13 protein-coding genes and 1 tRNA gene are annotated in these 14,369 nt (G+C 66.9%); 11 read left to right on the plus strand and 3 right to left on the minus strand.

Translation table 11 applies throughout. The features are described 5' to 3' along the window. Positions 1-79 precede the first annotated feature (79 nt). Positions 80-712, minus strand: a complete 633-nt coding sequence (locus ACIGXX_RS30025) for an NAD(P)H-binding protein (protein WP_361468974.1) — start codon at positions 710-712, stop codon at positions 80-82. An 87-nt stretch (positions 713-799) separates the two neighbouring features. Between ACIGXX_RS30025 and ACIGXX_RS30030 the strand changes: the two genes are divergently transcribed. After that, the gene (locus tag ACIGXX_RS30030; RefSeq protein ID WP_351170373.1) at positions 800-1,399 is read left to right on the plus strand and encodes a TetR/AcrR family transcriptional regulator; all 600 of its coding nucleotides are present in this window, start codon (positions 800-802) and stop codon (positions 1,397-1,399) included. Here the strand turns inward: ACIGXX_RS30030 and ACIGXX_RS30035 are convergent. After that, positions 1,389-2,408, minus strand: coding sequence for an adenosine deaminase (locus ACIGXX_RS30035; RefSeq protein WP_351170376.1), 1,020 nt, complete (start codon positions 2,406-2,408; stop codon positions 1,389-1,391). The genes ACIGXX_RS30030 and ACIGXX_RS30035 overlap by 11 nt on opposite strands. Before the next feature lie 142 nt (positions 2,409-2,550). Continuing rightward, positions 2,551-3,777: a pyridoxal phosphate-dependent aminotransferase gene (locus ACIGXX_RS30040; protein WP_351170379.1), complete on the minus strand. Its 1,227-nt coding sequence runs from the start codon at positions 3,775-3,777 to the stop codon at positions 2,551-2,553. Between the two features lie 192 nt (positions 3,778-3,969). Here ACIGXX_RS30040 and ACIGXX_RS30045 point away from each other — a divergent pair. The 10 genes from ACIGXX_RS30045 to rpoB all read left to right on the plus strand — a co-directional run bounded on the left by ACIGXX_RS30045 (position 3,970) and on the right by rpoB (position 14,302). Beyond that, positions 3,970-4,042, plus strand: a tRNA-Trp gene (locus tag ACIGXX_RS30045). A 105-nt stretch (positions 4,043-4,147) separates the two neighbouring features. Beyond that, positions 4,148-4,435, plus strand: a complete 288-nt coding sequence (gene secE, locus ACIGXX_RS30050) for a preprotein translocase subunit SecE (RefSeq protein ID WP_190084400.1) — start codon at positions 4,148-4,150, stop codon at positions 4,433-4,435. An 89-nt stretch (positions 4,436-4,524) separates the two neighbouring features. After that, positions 4,525-5,469, plus strand: a complete 945-nt coding sequence (gene nusG / locus ACIGXX_RS30055; protein ID WP_351170382.1) for a transcription termination/antitermination protein NusG — start codon at positions 4,525-4,527, stop codon at positions 5,467-5,469. Between the two features lie 166 nt (positions 5,470-5,635). Continuing rightward, a complete protein-coding gene (gene rplK / locus ACIGXX_RS30060; RefSeq protein WP_160506641.1) occupies positions 5,636-6,070 on the plus strand; it encodes a 50S ribosomal protein L11 in 435 nt (144 codons plus the stop codon). An 86-nt stretch (positions 6,071-6,156) separates the two neighbouring features. Next, positions 6,157-6,879, plus strand: coding sequence for a 50S ribosomal protein L1 (gene rplA, locus ACIGXX_RS30065; RefSeq protein WP_351170386.1), 723 nt, complete (start codon positions 6,157-6,159; stop codon positions 6,877-6,879). A gap of 155 nt (positions 6,880-7,034) precedes the next feature. Continuing rightward, positions 7,035-7,925 carry a hypothetical protein gene (locus ACIGXX_RS30070; RefSeq protein WP_351170389.1) on the plus strand — a complete coding sequence of 297 codons (891 nt, stop codon included), beginning with the start codon at positions 7,035-7,037 and terminating at the stop codon, positions 7,923-7,925. 65 nt (positions 7,926-7,990) lie between these two features. Then, entirely contained in the window at positions 7,991-8,959 is a 969-nt protein-coding gene (locus tag ACIGXX_RS30075; protein WP_383820239.1) for a hypothetical protein, read from the plus strand. Between the two features lie 274 nt (positions 8,960-9,233). Continuing rightward, the gene (gene rplJ / locus ACIGXX_RS30080; RefSeq protein WP_351170395.1) at positions 9,234-9,764 is read left to right on the plus strand and encodes a 50S ribosomal protein L10; all 531 of its coding nucleotides are present in this window, start codon (positions 9,234-9,236) and stop codon (positions 9,762-9,764) included. Positions 9,765-9,877: 113 nt separating this feature from the next. Further along, on the plus strand, positions 9,878-10,258 hold the full coding sequence (gene rplL, locus ACIGXX_RS30085; protein WP_249588338.1) for a 50S ribosomal protein L7/L12: 381 nt from the start codon (positions 9,878-9,880) through the stop codon (positions 10,256-10,258). 558 nt (positions 10,259-10,816) lie between these two features. Beyond that, a complete protein-coding gene (gene rpoB, locus ACIGXX_RS30090) occupies positions 10,817-14,302 on the plus strand; it encodes a DNA-directed RNA polymerase subunit beta (protein WP_351170398.1) in 3,486 nt (1,161 codons plus the stop codon). Positions 14,303-14,369 lie beyond the last annotated feature (67 nt).

Here is a 14,369-nt window from a genome sequence, read left to right on the forward strand (position 1 = left end):
GCCTCTAGCGGGCCTCTACGAAGACCTGCGGTCGGCCGGTGGTCGGCCGGTGGTCGGTCAGTAGGCGACCAGTAGACGGCTAGTAGGCGACGCCCACGCCCTGCTTCACCGTCGCCAGGTCGTCGACCACCGCCAGCATCGCGTGCGCCACATCTGCCCTGCCGATGAACCGCCCGCTGACCGGTGTGCCCCCGACGACCTTGCGGTAGATGCCCGTCAACGGCTTGTCCTGCAGCCTCGGCGGGCGCACGGACGTCCAGTCCGTCGCGCTGCTCGCCAGCTCGGCCTCCATGGCCCGCAGATCGTCGTACACGGGCTTGAGGATCTTGCCGACCAGCGAGCCCATGACCCGGTCGGCCGGGGGCTGGCGCTCGGCCGGAGGGCCGACCGGTGCCGCGCTCACCACCACCAGCCTGCGCACCCCCTCGGCCTCCATGGCGTGCACCACCGAGCGCGTGAGCACGGTTGCGATCCCCGCGTCCGCCTTCTTGCGCACCCCGAGCCCCGAGAGGACCGCGTCCCGGCCGGTCACCGCGGCCCGTAGGGCCTCCGGGTCGGTCAGGTCGGCCCCGAACACCTCAAGGCCCCCTCCCGTCGCATTCAGCCGCGCGGGGTCACGCACGACGGCCGTGACCTCGTGGCCCGCCGCGAGAGCCTGTCGCACGATCTCCCCGCCGACACCGCCGGTCGCACCGAACACCGTGAGCCTCATTGCGCACCCTCCCCAGGTGGGTAAGTATTCACTCACCTCTAGGGTGAGTATCCACTCACCCATTCGTCAAGCTTGGTTGGACAGCACATGCAGCAGAAGCCCACCCGGGCCCGCATCCTCGACGCGGCCCACGACCTCATGCTCACCATCGGGCTCGCCCGTGCCACCACCAAGGAGATCGCCAAGGCGGCGGGCTGCTCCGAAGCGGCGCTCTACAAGCACTTCGCGAGCAAGGAGGAGCTGTTCGTGGGCGTCCTCCAGGAGCGGCTGCCCCGCCTGGGCCCGCTCCTGCGCCGCCTCGCCGAGGACCCGGGGGAGCGCCCGGTGGAGGAGAACCTCGCCGAGATCGCCCGCCTGGCCAGCCACTTCTACGCCCAGAGCTTCCCGATCGCCGCGTCCCTCTACGCCGAGACCAAGCTCAAGCGCCGCCACGAGGACTCCATGCAGGAGATGGGCACGGGCCCGCACGTGCCCATCGAGGCCCTCGACGCCTACCTCCGCACCGAACGCGACGCCGGCCGGATCGCCCCGGGAGCCGACACCTTCGCCGCCGCCTCACTGCTCCTGGGCGCCTGCGCCCAGCGCGCCTTCGCCTACGACGCCACGGTCGGCAAGCGACCCCCGCAGCCCGTCGACGAGTTCGCCGCCGCCCTGGCCCGTACCCTCCTCGCGGGCATCAGCCGCTGAGCCACTCCTCGATCCCCGCCAGGAGCTTCTCCTGTATGCCGACGGGGGCGGCCGAGCCGCGCACCGACTGCCGGGCGAGTTCGGCCAGGTCGCCGTCGTCGAAGGCGTGGTGCTTGCGCGCGATCTCGTACTGGGCCGCGAGCCGCGACCCGAAGAGCAGCGGGTCGTCGGCACCGAGAGCCATCGGCACGCCGGCGTCGTACAAGGTCCGCAGCGGCACGTCCTCGGGCTTCTCGTAGACCCCGAGCGCCACGTTCGACGCCGGGCACACCTCGCAGGTCACGCCCCGCTCGGCGAGCCGCTTCAGGAGCCGCGGGTCCTCGGCGGCCCGCACCCCGTGCCCGATCCGCCCCGCGTGCAGGTCGTCCAGGCAGTCCCGCACCGAAGCGGGCCCACTGAGCTCACCGCCGTGCGGCGCCGCGAGCAGGCCGCCGTCCCGCGCGATCGCGAAGGCCCGGTCGAAGTCACGTGCGAAGCCCCGGCGTTCGTCGTTGGAGAGCCCGAAGCCGACGATGCCGCGATCGGCGTACCGCACCGCGAGCCGGGCCAGCGTGCGGGCGTCCAGAGGGTGCTTCATGCGGTTCGCGGCGACGAGCACGCGCATTCCGAGGCCGGTGTCCCGCGAGGCGCTCTCGACGGCGTCCAGGATGATTTCCAGGGCCGGGATGAGCCCACCGAGCCGGGGCGCGTACGACGTCGGGTCGACCTGGATCTCCAGCCACCCCGACCCGTCCCGCAGATCCTCCTCCGCGGCCTCCCGCACCAGGCGCTGGATGTCCTCCGGCTCCCGCAGGCAGGACCGCGCCATGTCGTAGAGCCGCTGGAAGCGGAACCACCCGCGCTCGTCGGTCGCCCGCAGCTGCGGAGGCTCACCGCCGGTCAGCGCCGGGGGCAGCCGCACCCCGTACTTGTCGGCGAGTTCCAGCAGGGTCGTGGGCCGCATCGACCCGGTGAAGTGCAGATGCAGATGGGCCTTCGGCAGCTCTTTTACGTCCCGTACACGCTCCATTCCAGGATCTTGCCGTACGCACGTAGCGTCCCGGTAGCCACTTTCCCCTTCGTGCACATCTCCGAACGAAGAAGCGGGCCGCCTCCCCGGAGAGGGGAGACGGCCCGCACGCGCGCGTGGAGCGCGAAAACTCACCGGGACGTCAGTCGCGGGCCTCGGCCAGGAGCTTCTGGAGCCGCGAGACGCCCTCGACGAGGTCCTCGTCGCCCAGGGCGTACGAAAGACGCAGGTAACCCGGCGTCCCGAAGGCCTCGCCCGGAACGACCGCGACCTCGGCCTCCTCCAGGATCAGCGCGGCGAGCTCCACGGAGTCCTGCGGGCGCTTGCCGCGGATCTCCTTGCCGATGAGGCCCTTCACGGAGGGGTACGCGTAGAAGGCGCCCTCCGGCTCGGGGCAGAGCACGCCGTCGATCTCGTTCAGCATCCGCACGATGGTCCTGCGGCGCCGGTCGAAGGCCTCGCGCATCGCGTCGACGGCGGTCAGATCGCCGGAGACGGCCGCGATGGCCGCGACCTGCGCGACGTTGGAGACGTTCGACGTGGCGTGCGACTGGAGGTTCGTCGCGGCCTTCACCACGTCCTTCGGGCCGACGATCCACCCCACGCGCCAGCCGGTCATCGCGTACGTCTTGGCCACTCCGTTGACCACGATGCACTTGTCGCGCAGTTCGGGCAGGATCGCCGGGAGCGAGGTGAACTTCGCGTCTCCGTAGACGAGGTGTTCGTAGATCTCGTCCGTCATCACCCACAGGCCGTGCTCGACGGCCCAGCGGCCGATCGCCTCGGCGTCGGCCTCGCTGTAGACGGCACCCGTCGGGTTCGACGGCGACACGAAGAGGACGACCTTCGTGCGCTCCGTGCGAGCGGCCTCCAGCTGTTCCACCGACACGCGGTAGCCCGTGGTCTCGTCCGCGACTACCTCGACCGGCACGCCGCCCGCGAGACGGATCGACTCCGGGTACGTCGTCCAGTAGGGAGCCGGGACGATGACCTCGTCGCCCGGGTCCAGGATCGCGGCGAACGCCTGGTAGATCGCCTGCTTGCCGCCGTTGGTCACCAGGACCTGCGAGGCGTCGACCTCGTAGCCCGAGTCGCGCAGCGTCTTCGCGGCGATCGCGGCCTTGAGCTCGGGGAGGCCGCCGGCCGGGGTGTAGCGGTGGTACTTCGGGTTCTTGCAGGCTTCGATGGCGGCTTCGACGATGTAGTCGGGCGTCGGGAAGTCGGGCTCACCCGCGCCGAAACCGATCACCGGCCGCCCGGCGGCCTTGAGGGCCTTCGCCTTGGCGTCGACGGCGAGGGTCGCGGACTCGGAGATCGCGCCGATGCGGGCGGAGACCCGGCGCTCGGTGGGAGAAGTGGAAGCGCTCATCGCCCCATCGTTCCAGACCCGAAACACCCCCGGCACACGGGTTTCGGTGTTTGTTTCGGGACCACCGGAACTGATTCTGTTCGACGGAGGGCCGCAGAGCACGTACACTCACTGCTCGTTGGCCCTCACCGGCCGCACCCTCTCACCGCACTCTGTGCACCCGGGCGGATGCGGTAGGTTGGGGGAAATCAAAGGGTCGTAGCTCAATTGGTAGAGCACTGGTCTCCAAAACCAGCGGTTGGGGGTTCAAGTCCCTCCGGCCCTGCTACACACTCCTCTCGGATGTGTGCGCATGTACGTACTGCATTGCACCGCCGTGCGGCTCATACCGGGCGCGGCACGGCCACGACCCGGAATCAGGTGAGGACGAGTGACGGACGCCGTGGGCTCCATCGACATGCCTGATGCCCAGGACGAGGCGCCGGAGTCCAAGAAGAAGGCCCGTAAGGGCGGCAAGCGCGGCAAGAAGGGCCCCTTCGGCCGTCTCGCGCTCTTCTACCGCCAGATCGTCGCGGAACTCCGCAAGGTCGTCTGGCCGACTCGCAGTCAGCTCACGACGTACACGACCGTGGTGATTGTCTTCGTCGTCATCATGATCGGCCTTGTGACCGTGATTGACTATGGGTTCAACCAGGCCGTCAAGTACGTCTTCGGCTGAGCCGATGGCTGAGTCGAGAGCGAAGGGCGCCGTTCCCGGCGCCCGTTTCGCGCGTTCCACCCCTCTGTATCCAGGAAGAAGCAGCCACCGTGTCTGACCCGAACCTGAACGACGCCGTTGAGCCGCGCATGGATTCCGAGGAGTCCGTGGAGGACCAGCTCGACATCGTCGAGGCGGCGGACGCCGAGGACCCGGACCAGGCCGAGGCTGCTGACGCCGCCGCGGGCGCACCCGCCGAAGAGTCGGCTCTGCACGTCGAGAGCGACGCCGAGTCGGCCGATGACGCCGAGGCCGGCGACGAAGCCGCCGCCGAGTCCGACGAGGACGACGAGGCCGTAGCCGAGGACGAGTCCGAAGCCGCCGCCGAGTCCGAAGAGGCCGCCGAGTCCGCGGAGGACGAGGAGGAGGCCGAGCCGGTCGACCCGATCGTGGCCCTGCGCGAGGAGCTCCGCACCCTCCCCGGCGAGTGGTACGTCATCCACACGTACGCCGGTTACGAGAACCGCGTGAAGACCAACCTCGAGCAGCGTGCCGTCTCGCTGAACGTCGAGGACTTCATCTTCCAGGCCGAGGTGCCGCAGGAAGAGGTCGCGCAGATCAAGAACGGCGAGCGCAAGACCGTCCGTCAGAACAAGCTCCCCGGATACGTCCTGGTGCGCATGGACCTGACGAACGAGTCCTGGGGCGTCGTCCGCAACACTCCCGGCGTGACCGGCTTCGTGGGCAACGCCTACGACCCGTACCCGCTGACCCTGGACGAGATCGTCAAGATGCTCGCCCCCGAGGCCGAGGAGAAGGCAGCCCGCGAGGCCGCCGAGGCCGAGGGCAAGCCAGCTCCGTCCCGCAAGGTCGAGGTCCAGGTGCTGGACTTCGAGGTCGGCGACTCGGTCACCGTCACCGACGGTCCGTTCGCGACGCTGCAGGCGACGATCAACGAGATCAACGCCGACTCGAAGAAGGTCAAGGGCCTCGTCGAGATCTTCGGCCGCGAGACCCCGGTCGAGCTCAGCTTCGACCAGATCCAGAAGAACTAGCCTCCTCTGGAACATACGCCTCCGACCAGGTCAGACGGGCTCTCAAAGCCTGTCTGACCTGCTCGGTTTTTGGCCGCGCGACTATACCCGTTATCGTGGTGCGGTATGCCACCATCCGGATGACTGGATGGTGGCTGGAAACTCTCACTAGGACCCGGAGAGAGCAATGCCTCCCAAGAAGAAGAAGGTCACGGGGCTTATCAAGCTCCAGATCCAGGCCGGCGCAGCCAACCCGGCCCCGCCGGTCGGCCCCGCGCTGGGCCAGCACGGCGTCAACATCATGGAGTTCTGCAAGGCCTACAACGCCGCGACCGAGTCGCAGCGTGGCTGGGTCATCCCGGTGGAGATCACGGTCTACGAAGACCGCTCCTTCACCTTCGTGACCAAGACTCCGCCGGCCGCCAAGATGATCCTCAAGGCCGCGGGTGTCGAGAAGGGCTCCGGCGAGCCGCACAAGACCAAGGTCGCCAAGATCACCGAGGCGCAGGTCCGCGAGATCGCCACCACCAAGATGGAAGACCTCAACGCCAACGACCTGGACGCCGCGTCGAAGATCATCGCCGGCACCGCCCGTTCCATGGGCATCACGGTCGAGGGCTAAGAGCTTTCCCCGTCTGACCTTTCTCAGTGGTAGGGCCAAGCGCTGGTCCGCACCACGACTCCACACCTGAAACCACAGGAGCAGAAGTGAAGCGCAGCAAGACTCTCCGCGCTGCGGACGCGAAGATCGACCGGGACAAGCTCTACGCCCCGCTCGAGGCCGTCCGTCTCGCCAAGGAGACCTCCTCGACCAAGTTCGACGGCACCGTCGAGGTCGCCTTCCGCCTGGGTGTCGACCCGCGCAAGGCCGACCAGATGGTCCGTGGCACCGTGAACCTCCCGCACGGCACCGGCAAGACCGCCCGGGTCCTGGTCTTCGCGACCGGTGACCGTGCTGCGGCCGCGGAAGCCGCTGGGGCCGACATCGTCGGCGCCGACGAGCTGATCGACGAGGTCGCGAAGGGCCGCCTGGACTTCGACGCCGTCGTCGCCACCCCGGACCTCATGGGCAAGGTCGGCCGCCTCGGCCGCGTGCTCGGTCCGCGTGGTCTGATGCCGAACCCGAAGACCGGCACCGTGACCCCCGATGTCGTGAAGGCTGTCAACGACATCAAGGGCGGCAAGATCGAGTTCCGCGTCGACAAGCACTCGAACCTGCACTTCATCATCGGCAAGGTGTCCTTCGACGACACCAAGCTGGTGGAGAACTACGCCGCCGCGCTGGAGGAGATCCTCCGTCTGAAGCCGTCGGCCGCCAAGGGTCGCTACATCAAGAAGGCCGCGCTGGCCACCACGATGGGCCCCGGCATTCCGCTGGACAGCAACCGCACCCGCAACCTCCTCACCGAGGAGGACCCGGCCGCCGTCTGATCCGACGGCAGTCGCGTCGCGTACGCGTTTTAGATGACGGGCCCCGCAACCTTTCGAGGTGCGGGGCCCGTCCTCGTATGAGCGCGGGTCCGTCGGAGCTGTCGGGGGACTGCGCTAGCGTGCAGGATTCACACGAGTGCAAGGGGTGGGATGTCATGAACAGCACGACCATGCGACGCGCGGGTCTTTCGATCGCGGTGGCCGCCGCGCTGACCGGGGTCGCGGCCTGTGGCTCCTCCGGCGGCGACGGTGACGCGAAGGGCAAGAAGAAGGGCTCCGTGGCCCTCAGCCCCATAGCCGCCCTGCGCACCATCGAGAACGAGACCGACAACGCCGACTCGGCCAAGATCGAGGGCAAGACGGTCATGGGCAGCAAGATGTCGATGGACATGACGGGCTCCATGGAGTGGTCCGACGGCATCACCGGCACCATGACGGCGACCCTCACGGGCGGCGCCCAGGCCGAGCAGATGAAGCAGATGGGCCAGTCGAAGATCGACTACCGCTATCTGAAGAACGGCTTCTACGCGAACATGGGCGACAAGTTCGCGGCGCAGGCGGGCGGCGGCAAGCACTGGATCGAGTACGACTACGCCACGCTGGCCGAGATCAGCGGGGCCGCCGGCGACGCCTTCAAGGACCAGATGCAGAACTCCACCCCGAACCAGTCGGTCAAGATGCTGCTCGCCTCGGGTGACGTGAAGCGCGTGGGCGAGGAGACCGTGCGCGGCACGAAGACGACCCATTACTCCGGGACCGTCGACGCGGCGGACTTCACCGGCAAGAACGCGGATCTCGACGCCGAGCAGATGGCTGAGCTGAGGAAGCAGTTCAAGCAGGTGGGCCTGAGCAAGCAGACGATCGACATCTGGGTCGACGGCGACGACCTGCTGGTCAAGAAGGCCGAGAAGGGCAAAATGGCCGACGGCGAGTTCTCCCAGATCGCCTACTACAGCGACTACGGCACCCCGGTGTCCGTGGAGAAGCCCCCGGCCTCGGACACCATGAGCTTCAAGGACCTCATGAACCAGCAGCCGCAGGCTTGATCTCGCCGGTCGGGTATTCTCGCCGGACCGAATTGTGTCGATCATGTGTTCCTAGGGGTGGGGTCATGACTGCTGTTTCCATACGTGGGGATCAGGGACGTAAGAGAGTGGCGGGCGCCGTGCTCGCCACCGCGCTGCTGTGTACGGGCGCGGTGGCCTGCCAGGGCTCCGACAGCGACGGCAAGGCCAAGGGGACGGGCTCGGGGGAGACCCAGTCCCGGTCGCAGGTGACCGAGGTCATCACGGCGGCGTACGAGAAGACCGCGAAGGCCAAGTCGGCCAAGGTCGAGATGACGATGACGGCGCCCAAGTCGATGGGCGGCGCCTCCAGCGACATGAAGATGTCCGGCGTCATGGGCTGGGACCCGACGGTCATGGATATGACGATGTCGGGCTCGGCGCTCACGGACGGCGATCCCGATGCTCCGGAGAAGGTCCGGATGCTCTGGCTCGACAACGTGATGTACATGGACATGGGGGCCGTCGCCGCCAAGGACATGGACGGCAAGCAGTGGGCCAAGATGGACCTGAACGCCATCGCGGAGCAGGTCGGCGACGAGAAGGCCGCCAAGCAGCTGACCGGCGGCCTGGACAGCATGAACCAGGACCCGGCGCAGCAGCTGGCGATGCTCCTGGACTCGCCGAACCTGAAGCACGTCGGCCCGGCCAAGGTCGACGGCGTACAGACCCAGCGCTACCAGGGCCGGCTCTCCGTCAAGGAAATGATGGAGTCCAACAAGGGCCTCGACGAGATGCTCGGCAAGAGTGAGCGCGAAGAGCTGCTCAAGGGCATCGAGAAGGCGGGGATCAAGGGGTACGACACCGAGGTCTGGGTCAACGAGGACGACTACCCGGTCCGCATGGACATCGACATCAAGTCCCCCGAGGGCACGATGAAGACGTCCCAGAAGTTCACCGAGTACGGCGCGGCAGCCAAGGTGACCCCGCCGCCGGCCGGCAAGACCTTCGACCTGATGGACATGTTCAAGGAGCTGGAGGATCTCGGGAAGCCGGAGTCCGACAGCGGCGTCTGACCTCGGCTCTTGGCCGATTTGCCTGACGCGAACCCGTTCGCGTACTCTTCCACAGAAGCCAAAGACCGCTGGTCGTTGCCGTGTGCTCGCAAGAGGGTGCGGTGACCGAAGGATCCGCTGAAACTGCGGACGACCCGCGTAGGTTGCTGTGGAAAGTGCTCCCGGACGGGATTCCGTCAGGTCGAGCCCTCGCCCCGTGCGCCTGCGCCGGGGCGTTTTGTTTTGTCAGCCCCTTCTGAGCGGTCCTCATCACCCGGAAGGAGGCCGACGCTCTATGCCGACGCCCGACAAGGCTGCCGCGGTAGCCGAGCTCACGGACAAGTTCCGCAGCTCGAACGCCGCCGTGCTGACCGAGTACCGGGGTCTCACCGTGGCCCAGCTCAAGCAGCTGCGCCGCTCCCTCGGTGAGAACTCCGAGTACGCCGTGGTGAAGAACACGCTGACCAAGATCGCGGCCAACGAGGCCGGGATCGACACGCTGGACGACCTGTTCTCGGGTCCGACGGCAGTTGCCTTCGTCACCGGTGACCCGGTGGAGTCGGCGAAGGGTCTTCGTGACTTCGCCAAGGACAACCCCAACCTCATCATCAAGGGCGGTGTCCTTGACGGTAAGGCGCTGTCCGCCGATGAGTTCAAGAAGCTCGCGGACCTCGAGTCCCGCGAGGTTCTGCTCGCCAAGCTGGCCGGCGCGCTGAAGGGCAAGCAGACGCAGACTGCGCAGCTCTTCCAGGCTCTGCCGTCGAAGTTCGTCCGCACCGCGGAAGCGCTTCGTGCCAAGAAGGCCGAGCAGGGCGGTGCCGAGTAATTCGGCTCGCGCATTGATCGCCGCCCGCTAGGGCGACGGTCGCAGCGGGCCAAACGTACGCCCGCCTTCATGTACACCCGGCACCAGCCGAAATAGTGGAAGGATCGCCCATCATGGCGAAGCTCAGCCAGGAAGACCTGCTTGCTCAGTTCGAGGAGCTCACCCTCATCGAGCTCTCCGAGTTCGTGAAGGCCTTCGAGGAGAAGTTCGACGTCACCGCCGCCGCGGCCGTCGCCGCCGCCCCGGCCGGCCCGGGCGCCGTTGCCGAGGCCGTCGAGGAGCAGGACGAGTTCGACGTCATCCTCACCGGCGCCGGCGAGAAGAAGATCCAGGTCATCAAGGTCGTGCGCGAGCTCACCTCGCTCGGCCTGAAGGAGGCCAAGGACCTCGTCGACGGCACCCCGAAGCCGGTCCTCGAGAAGGTCGCCAAGGAGGCCGCCGAGAAGGCTGCCGAGTCCCTCAAGGCTGCCGGCGCCTCGGTCGAGGTCAAGTAACCTCGCGAGTCGTCTGACTCCTTTTGAGCGTCGTTCACGCGACGTCCGCCAAGGGCGATCACCCATCTGGGTGGTCGCCCTTCGGCGTTCTCCGGCGCACCCCGACGGCTGCCTTGCGCAGCCCGCCGCGACGAGTATGGTGATCTTCGTTGTGCCTCGGAACAGCCGTGACGGTGACCTCTGAGAGCCAAGTCGGGGCAGGGGGGCCTTGACGAACCGCACGCAGCGCGCAATTCTCAGGACGCGTCGTCACATCGATCCGCATCCGAGGCATGGATCGACGGCGAAGAGGGCAGTATCGATGTGCATCGAGGGCGTGGCTTGCAGCAGGGGTTGAGAACAACGAGGGTCTTCAAAAACCCGCACTGGACATCAGTGGGCCTAGTGGCTACACTGACCCTTTGCGCTGCCTGTTAGCTGCCTCCTGCCCGTCACCAGGGGCATGCCCATGCTTGAGCACTGTGGATCGAAACTTCCCTGACCGGGGATTTCTGTCTCTGTGTCCAACCTGGGACCGGTACGCGCGTAGTGAGTCCGAGCCCTCGGAAGGACCCCCTCTTGGCCGCCTCGCGCACTGCCTCGACCGCGAATACGAACAACGGCGCCAGCACCGCCCCGCTGCGCATCTCCTTTGCAAAGATCAGGGAGCCCCTCGAGGTTCCGAACCTTCTTGCGCTGCAGACCGAGAGCTTTGACTGGCTGCTCGGGAATGAAGCGTGGAAGGGTCGAGTCGAGGCGGCTCTCGACAGTGGACAGGACGTCCCCACCAAGTCCGGTCTGGAGGAGATCTTCGAGGAGATCTCTCCGATCGAGGACTTCTCTGGGTCGATGTCCTTGACGTTCCGCGACCACCGTTTTGAGCCTCCGAAGAACTCCATCGACGAGTGCAAGGAGCGCGACTTCACGTTCGCAGCCCCGCTCTTCGTCACCGCCGAGTTCACCAACAACGAGACCGGCGAGATCAAGTCCCAGACGGTCTTCATGGGCGATTTCCCGCTCATGACGAACAAGGGCACCTTCGTCATCAACGGCACCGAGCGTGTCGTCGTGTCGCAGCTGGTCCGTTCGCCGGGTGTCTACTTCGATTCCTCGATCGACAAGACGTCCGACAAGGACATCTTCTCCGCCAAGATCATCCCGTCCCGGGGTGCCTGGCTGGAGATGGAGATCGACAAGCGCGACATGGTCGGTGTGCGCATCGACCGCAAGCGCAAGCAGTCGGTCACCGTTCTGCTCAAGGCTCTCGGTTGGACGACCGAGCAGATCCTCGAGGAGTTCGGCGAGTACGAGTCCATGCGCGCCACCCTGGAGAAGGACCACACCCAGGGCCAGGACGACGCGCTGCTCGACATCTACCGCAAGCTCCGTCCGGGCGAGCCGCCGACGCGCGAGGCTGCTCAGACGCTGCTTGAGAACCTCTACTTCAACCCCAAGCGCTACGACCTCGCGAAGGTCGGCCGCTACAAGGTCAACAAGAAGCTGGGTGCGGACGCTCCGCTCGACGCGGGCATCCTCACGGTCGAGGACATCATCGCCTCGATCAAGTACCTGGTGAAGCTGCACGCCGGTGAGACCGAGACCGTTGGTGACAGCGGTACGTCGATCGTCGTCGAGACCGACGACATCGACCACTTCGGCAACCGTCGTCTGCGCAACGTCGGCGAGCTCATCCAGAACCAGGTCCGCACGGGTCTGGCTCGTATGGAGCGCGTCGTGCGTGAGCGCATGACGACCCAGGACGTCGAGGCGATCACGCCGCAGACCCTGATCAACATCCGGCCGGTCGTCGCCTCCATCAAGGAGTTCTTCGGCACCAGCCAGCTGTCGCAGTTCATGGACCAGAACAACCCGCTGTCGGGTCTCACCCACAAGCGCCGTCTGTCGGCGCTTGGCCCGGGTGGTCTCTCCCGTGAGCGGGCCGGCTTCGAGGTCCGTGACGTGCACCCGTCTCACTACGGCCGCATGTGCCCCATTGAGACGCCTGAAGGCCCGAACATCGGTCTGATCGGTTCGCTCGCCTCGTACGGCCGCGTCAACGCGTTCGGCTTCGTCGAGACGCCGTACCGCAAGGTCGTCGAGGGCGTCGTCACCGACGACGTCGACTACCTGACGGCCGATGAAGAAGACCGCTTCGTGATCGCCCAGGCCAACGCCGTGCTGGGTGAGGACATGCGCTTCACCGAGTCGCGCGTCCTGGTCCGCCGTCGTGGCGGCGAGATCGACTACATCCCCGGCGACGACGTCGACTACATGGACGTCTCGCCGCGCCAGATGGTGTCGGTCGCGACCGCGATGATCCCGTTCCTCGAGCACGACGACGCCAACCGTGCCCTCATGGGCGCGAACATGATGCGTCAGGCCGTGCCGCTGATCACCGCCGAGGCTCCCCTCGTCGGCACCGGCATGGAGTACCGCTGTGCGGTCGACGCCGGTGACGTGATCAAGGCCGAGAAGGCGGGTGTGGTCCAGGAGGTCTCCGCGGACTACGTCACGGTCACGAACGACGACGGCACGTACACCACGTACCGCATCGCGAAGTTCTCCCGGTCGAACCAGGGCACCTCGGTCAACCAGAAGGTTGTCGTCGACGAGGGCGCCCGCGTGATCGAGGGCCAGGTCCTGGCCGACGGTCCCGCGACCGAAGAGGGCGAGATGGCCCTCGGCAAGAACCTGCTCGTGGCGTTCATGCCCTGGGAGGGTCACAACTACGAGGACGCGATCATCCTGTCGCAGCGCCTCGTGCAGGACGACGTCCTCTCCTCGATCCACATCGAGGAGCACGAGGTCGACGCCCGTGACACCAAGCTGGGCCCGGAGGAGATCACCCGGGACATCCCGAACGTCTCCGAGGAGGTCCTCGCCGACCTCGACGAGCGCGGCATCATCCGGATCGGTGCCGAGGTCGTCGCCGGCGACATCCTCGTCGGCAAGGTCACGCCCAAGGGTGAGACCGAGCTGACCCCCGAGGAGCGCCTGCTCCGCGCGATCTTCGGTGAGAAGGCGCGCGAGGTGCGCGACACCTCGCTGAAGGTGCCGCACGGTGAGATCGGCAAGGTCATCGGCGTACGCGTCTTCGACCGTGAAGAGGGCGACGAGCTGCCGCCGGGCGTGAACCAGCTGGTTCGTGTCTACGTGGCGCAGAAGCGCAAGATCACGGACGGCGACAAGCTCGCCGGCCGGCACGGCAACAAGGGTGTCATCTCCAAGATCCTTCCGATCGAGGACATGCCCTTCCTTGAGGACGGCACGCCGGTCGACATCATCCTCAACCCGCTGGGTGTCCCGTCCCGAATGAACCCGGGTCAGGTCCTGGAGATCCACCTCGGCTGGCTCGCCAGCCAGGGCTGGGACGTCTCCGGTCTCAGCGAGGAGTGGGCGCAGAGCCTGCAGCGCATCGGCGCCGACCAGGTCGCCCCGCGGACGAACGTCGCGACCCCGGTCTTCGACGGCGCCCGCGAGGACGAGCTGACCGGTCTGCTCGAGCACACCGTCCCGAACCGCGACGGCGACCGCATGGTCCTGCCGTCCGGCAAGGCGCGACTGTTCGACGGACGCTCCGGCGAGCCGTTCCCGGACCCGATCTCGATCGGGTACATGTACATCCTCAAGCTGCACCACCTGGTCGACGACAAGCTCCACGCTCGCTCGACCGGTCCGTACTCCATGATCACCCAGCAGCCGCTGGGTGGTAAGGCTCAGTTCGGTGGCCAGCGCTTCGGTGAGATGGAGGTGTGGGCGCTCGAGGCTTATGGCGCCGCTTACGCCCTCCAGGAGCTGCTGACGATCAAGTCCGACGACGTGACCGGCCGCGTGAAGGTCTACGAGGCCATCGTCAAGGGCGAGAACATCCCCGAGCCCGGCATTCCCGAGTCCTTCAAGGTGCTCATCAAGGAAATGCAGTCGCTCTGCCTCAACGTGGAGGTGCTGTCCTCGGACGGCATGTCCATCGAGATGCGCGACACCGACGAGGACGTCTTCCGCGCGGCGGAAGAGCTCGGTATCGACCTGTCCCGGCGCGAGCCGAGCAGCGTCGAAGAGGTCTGACGGGTTGGCCGGCCGGATCTCGTATCCGGCCGGCTCTCCCCGGACCCGTTCAGACCATGATTGAGAC

The sequence above is a fragment of the Streptomyces sp. NPDC055243 genome (assembly GCF_044544025.1).
Taxonomy (GTDB): Bacteria; Actinomycetota; Actinomycetes; order Streptomycetales; family Streptomycetaceae; genus Streptomyces.

Bases quoted from the DNA above. Each gene is read 5' to 3' on its own strand.
- ACIGXX_RS30040 (WP_351170379.1), bottom strand. From the start codon at position 3,777: ATGAGCGCTTCCACTTCTCCCACCGAGCGCCGGGTCTCCGCCCGCATC.
- rplK (WP_160506641.1), top strand. From the start codon at position 5,636: ATGCCTCCCAAGAAGAAGAAGGTCACGGGGCTTATCAAGCTCCAGATC.
- ACIGXX_RS30035 (WP_351170376.1), bottom strand. From the start codon at position 2,408: ATGGAGCGTGTACGGGACGTAAAAGAGCTGCCGAAGGCCCATCTGCAT.
- ACIGXX_RS30070 (WP_351170389.1), top strand. From the start codon at position 7,035: ATGAACAGCACGACCATGCGACGCGCGGGTCTTTCGATCGCGGTGGCC.
- rplL (WP_249588338.1), top strand. From the start codon at position 9,878: ATGGCGAAGCTCAGCCAGGAAGACCTGCTTGCTCAGTTCGAGGAGCTC.
- rplJ (WP_351170395.1), top strand. From the start codon at position 9,234: ATGCCGACGCCCGACAAGGCTGCCGCGGTAGCCGAGCTCACGGACAAG.
- ACIGXX_RS30025 (WP_361468974.1), bottom strand. From the start codon at position 712: ATGAGGCTCACGGTGTTCGGTGCGACCGGCGGTGTCGGCGGGGAGATC.
- ACIGXX_RS30075 (WP_383820239.1), top strand. From the start codon at position 7,991: ATGACTGCTGTTTCCATACGTGGGGATCAGGGACGTAAGAGAGTGGCG.
- ACIGXX_RS30030 (WP_351170373.1), top strand. From the start codon at position 800: ATGCAGCAGAAGCCCACCCGGGCCCGCATCCTCGACGCGGCCCACGAC.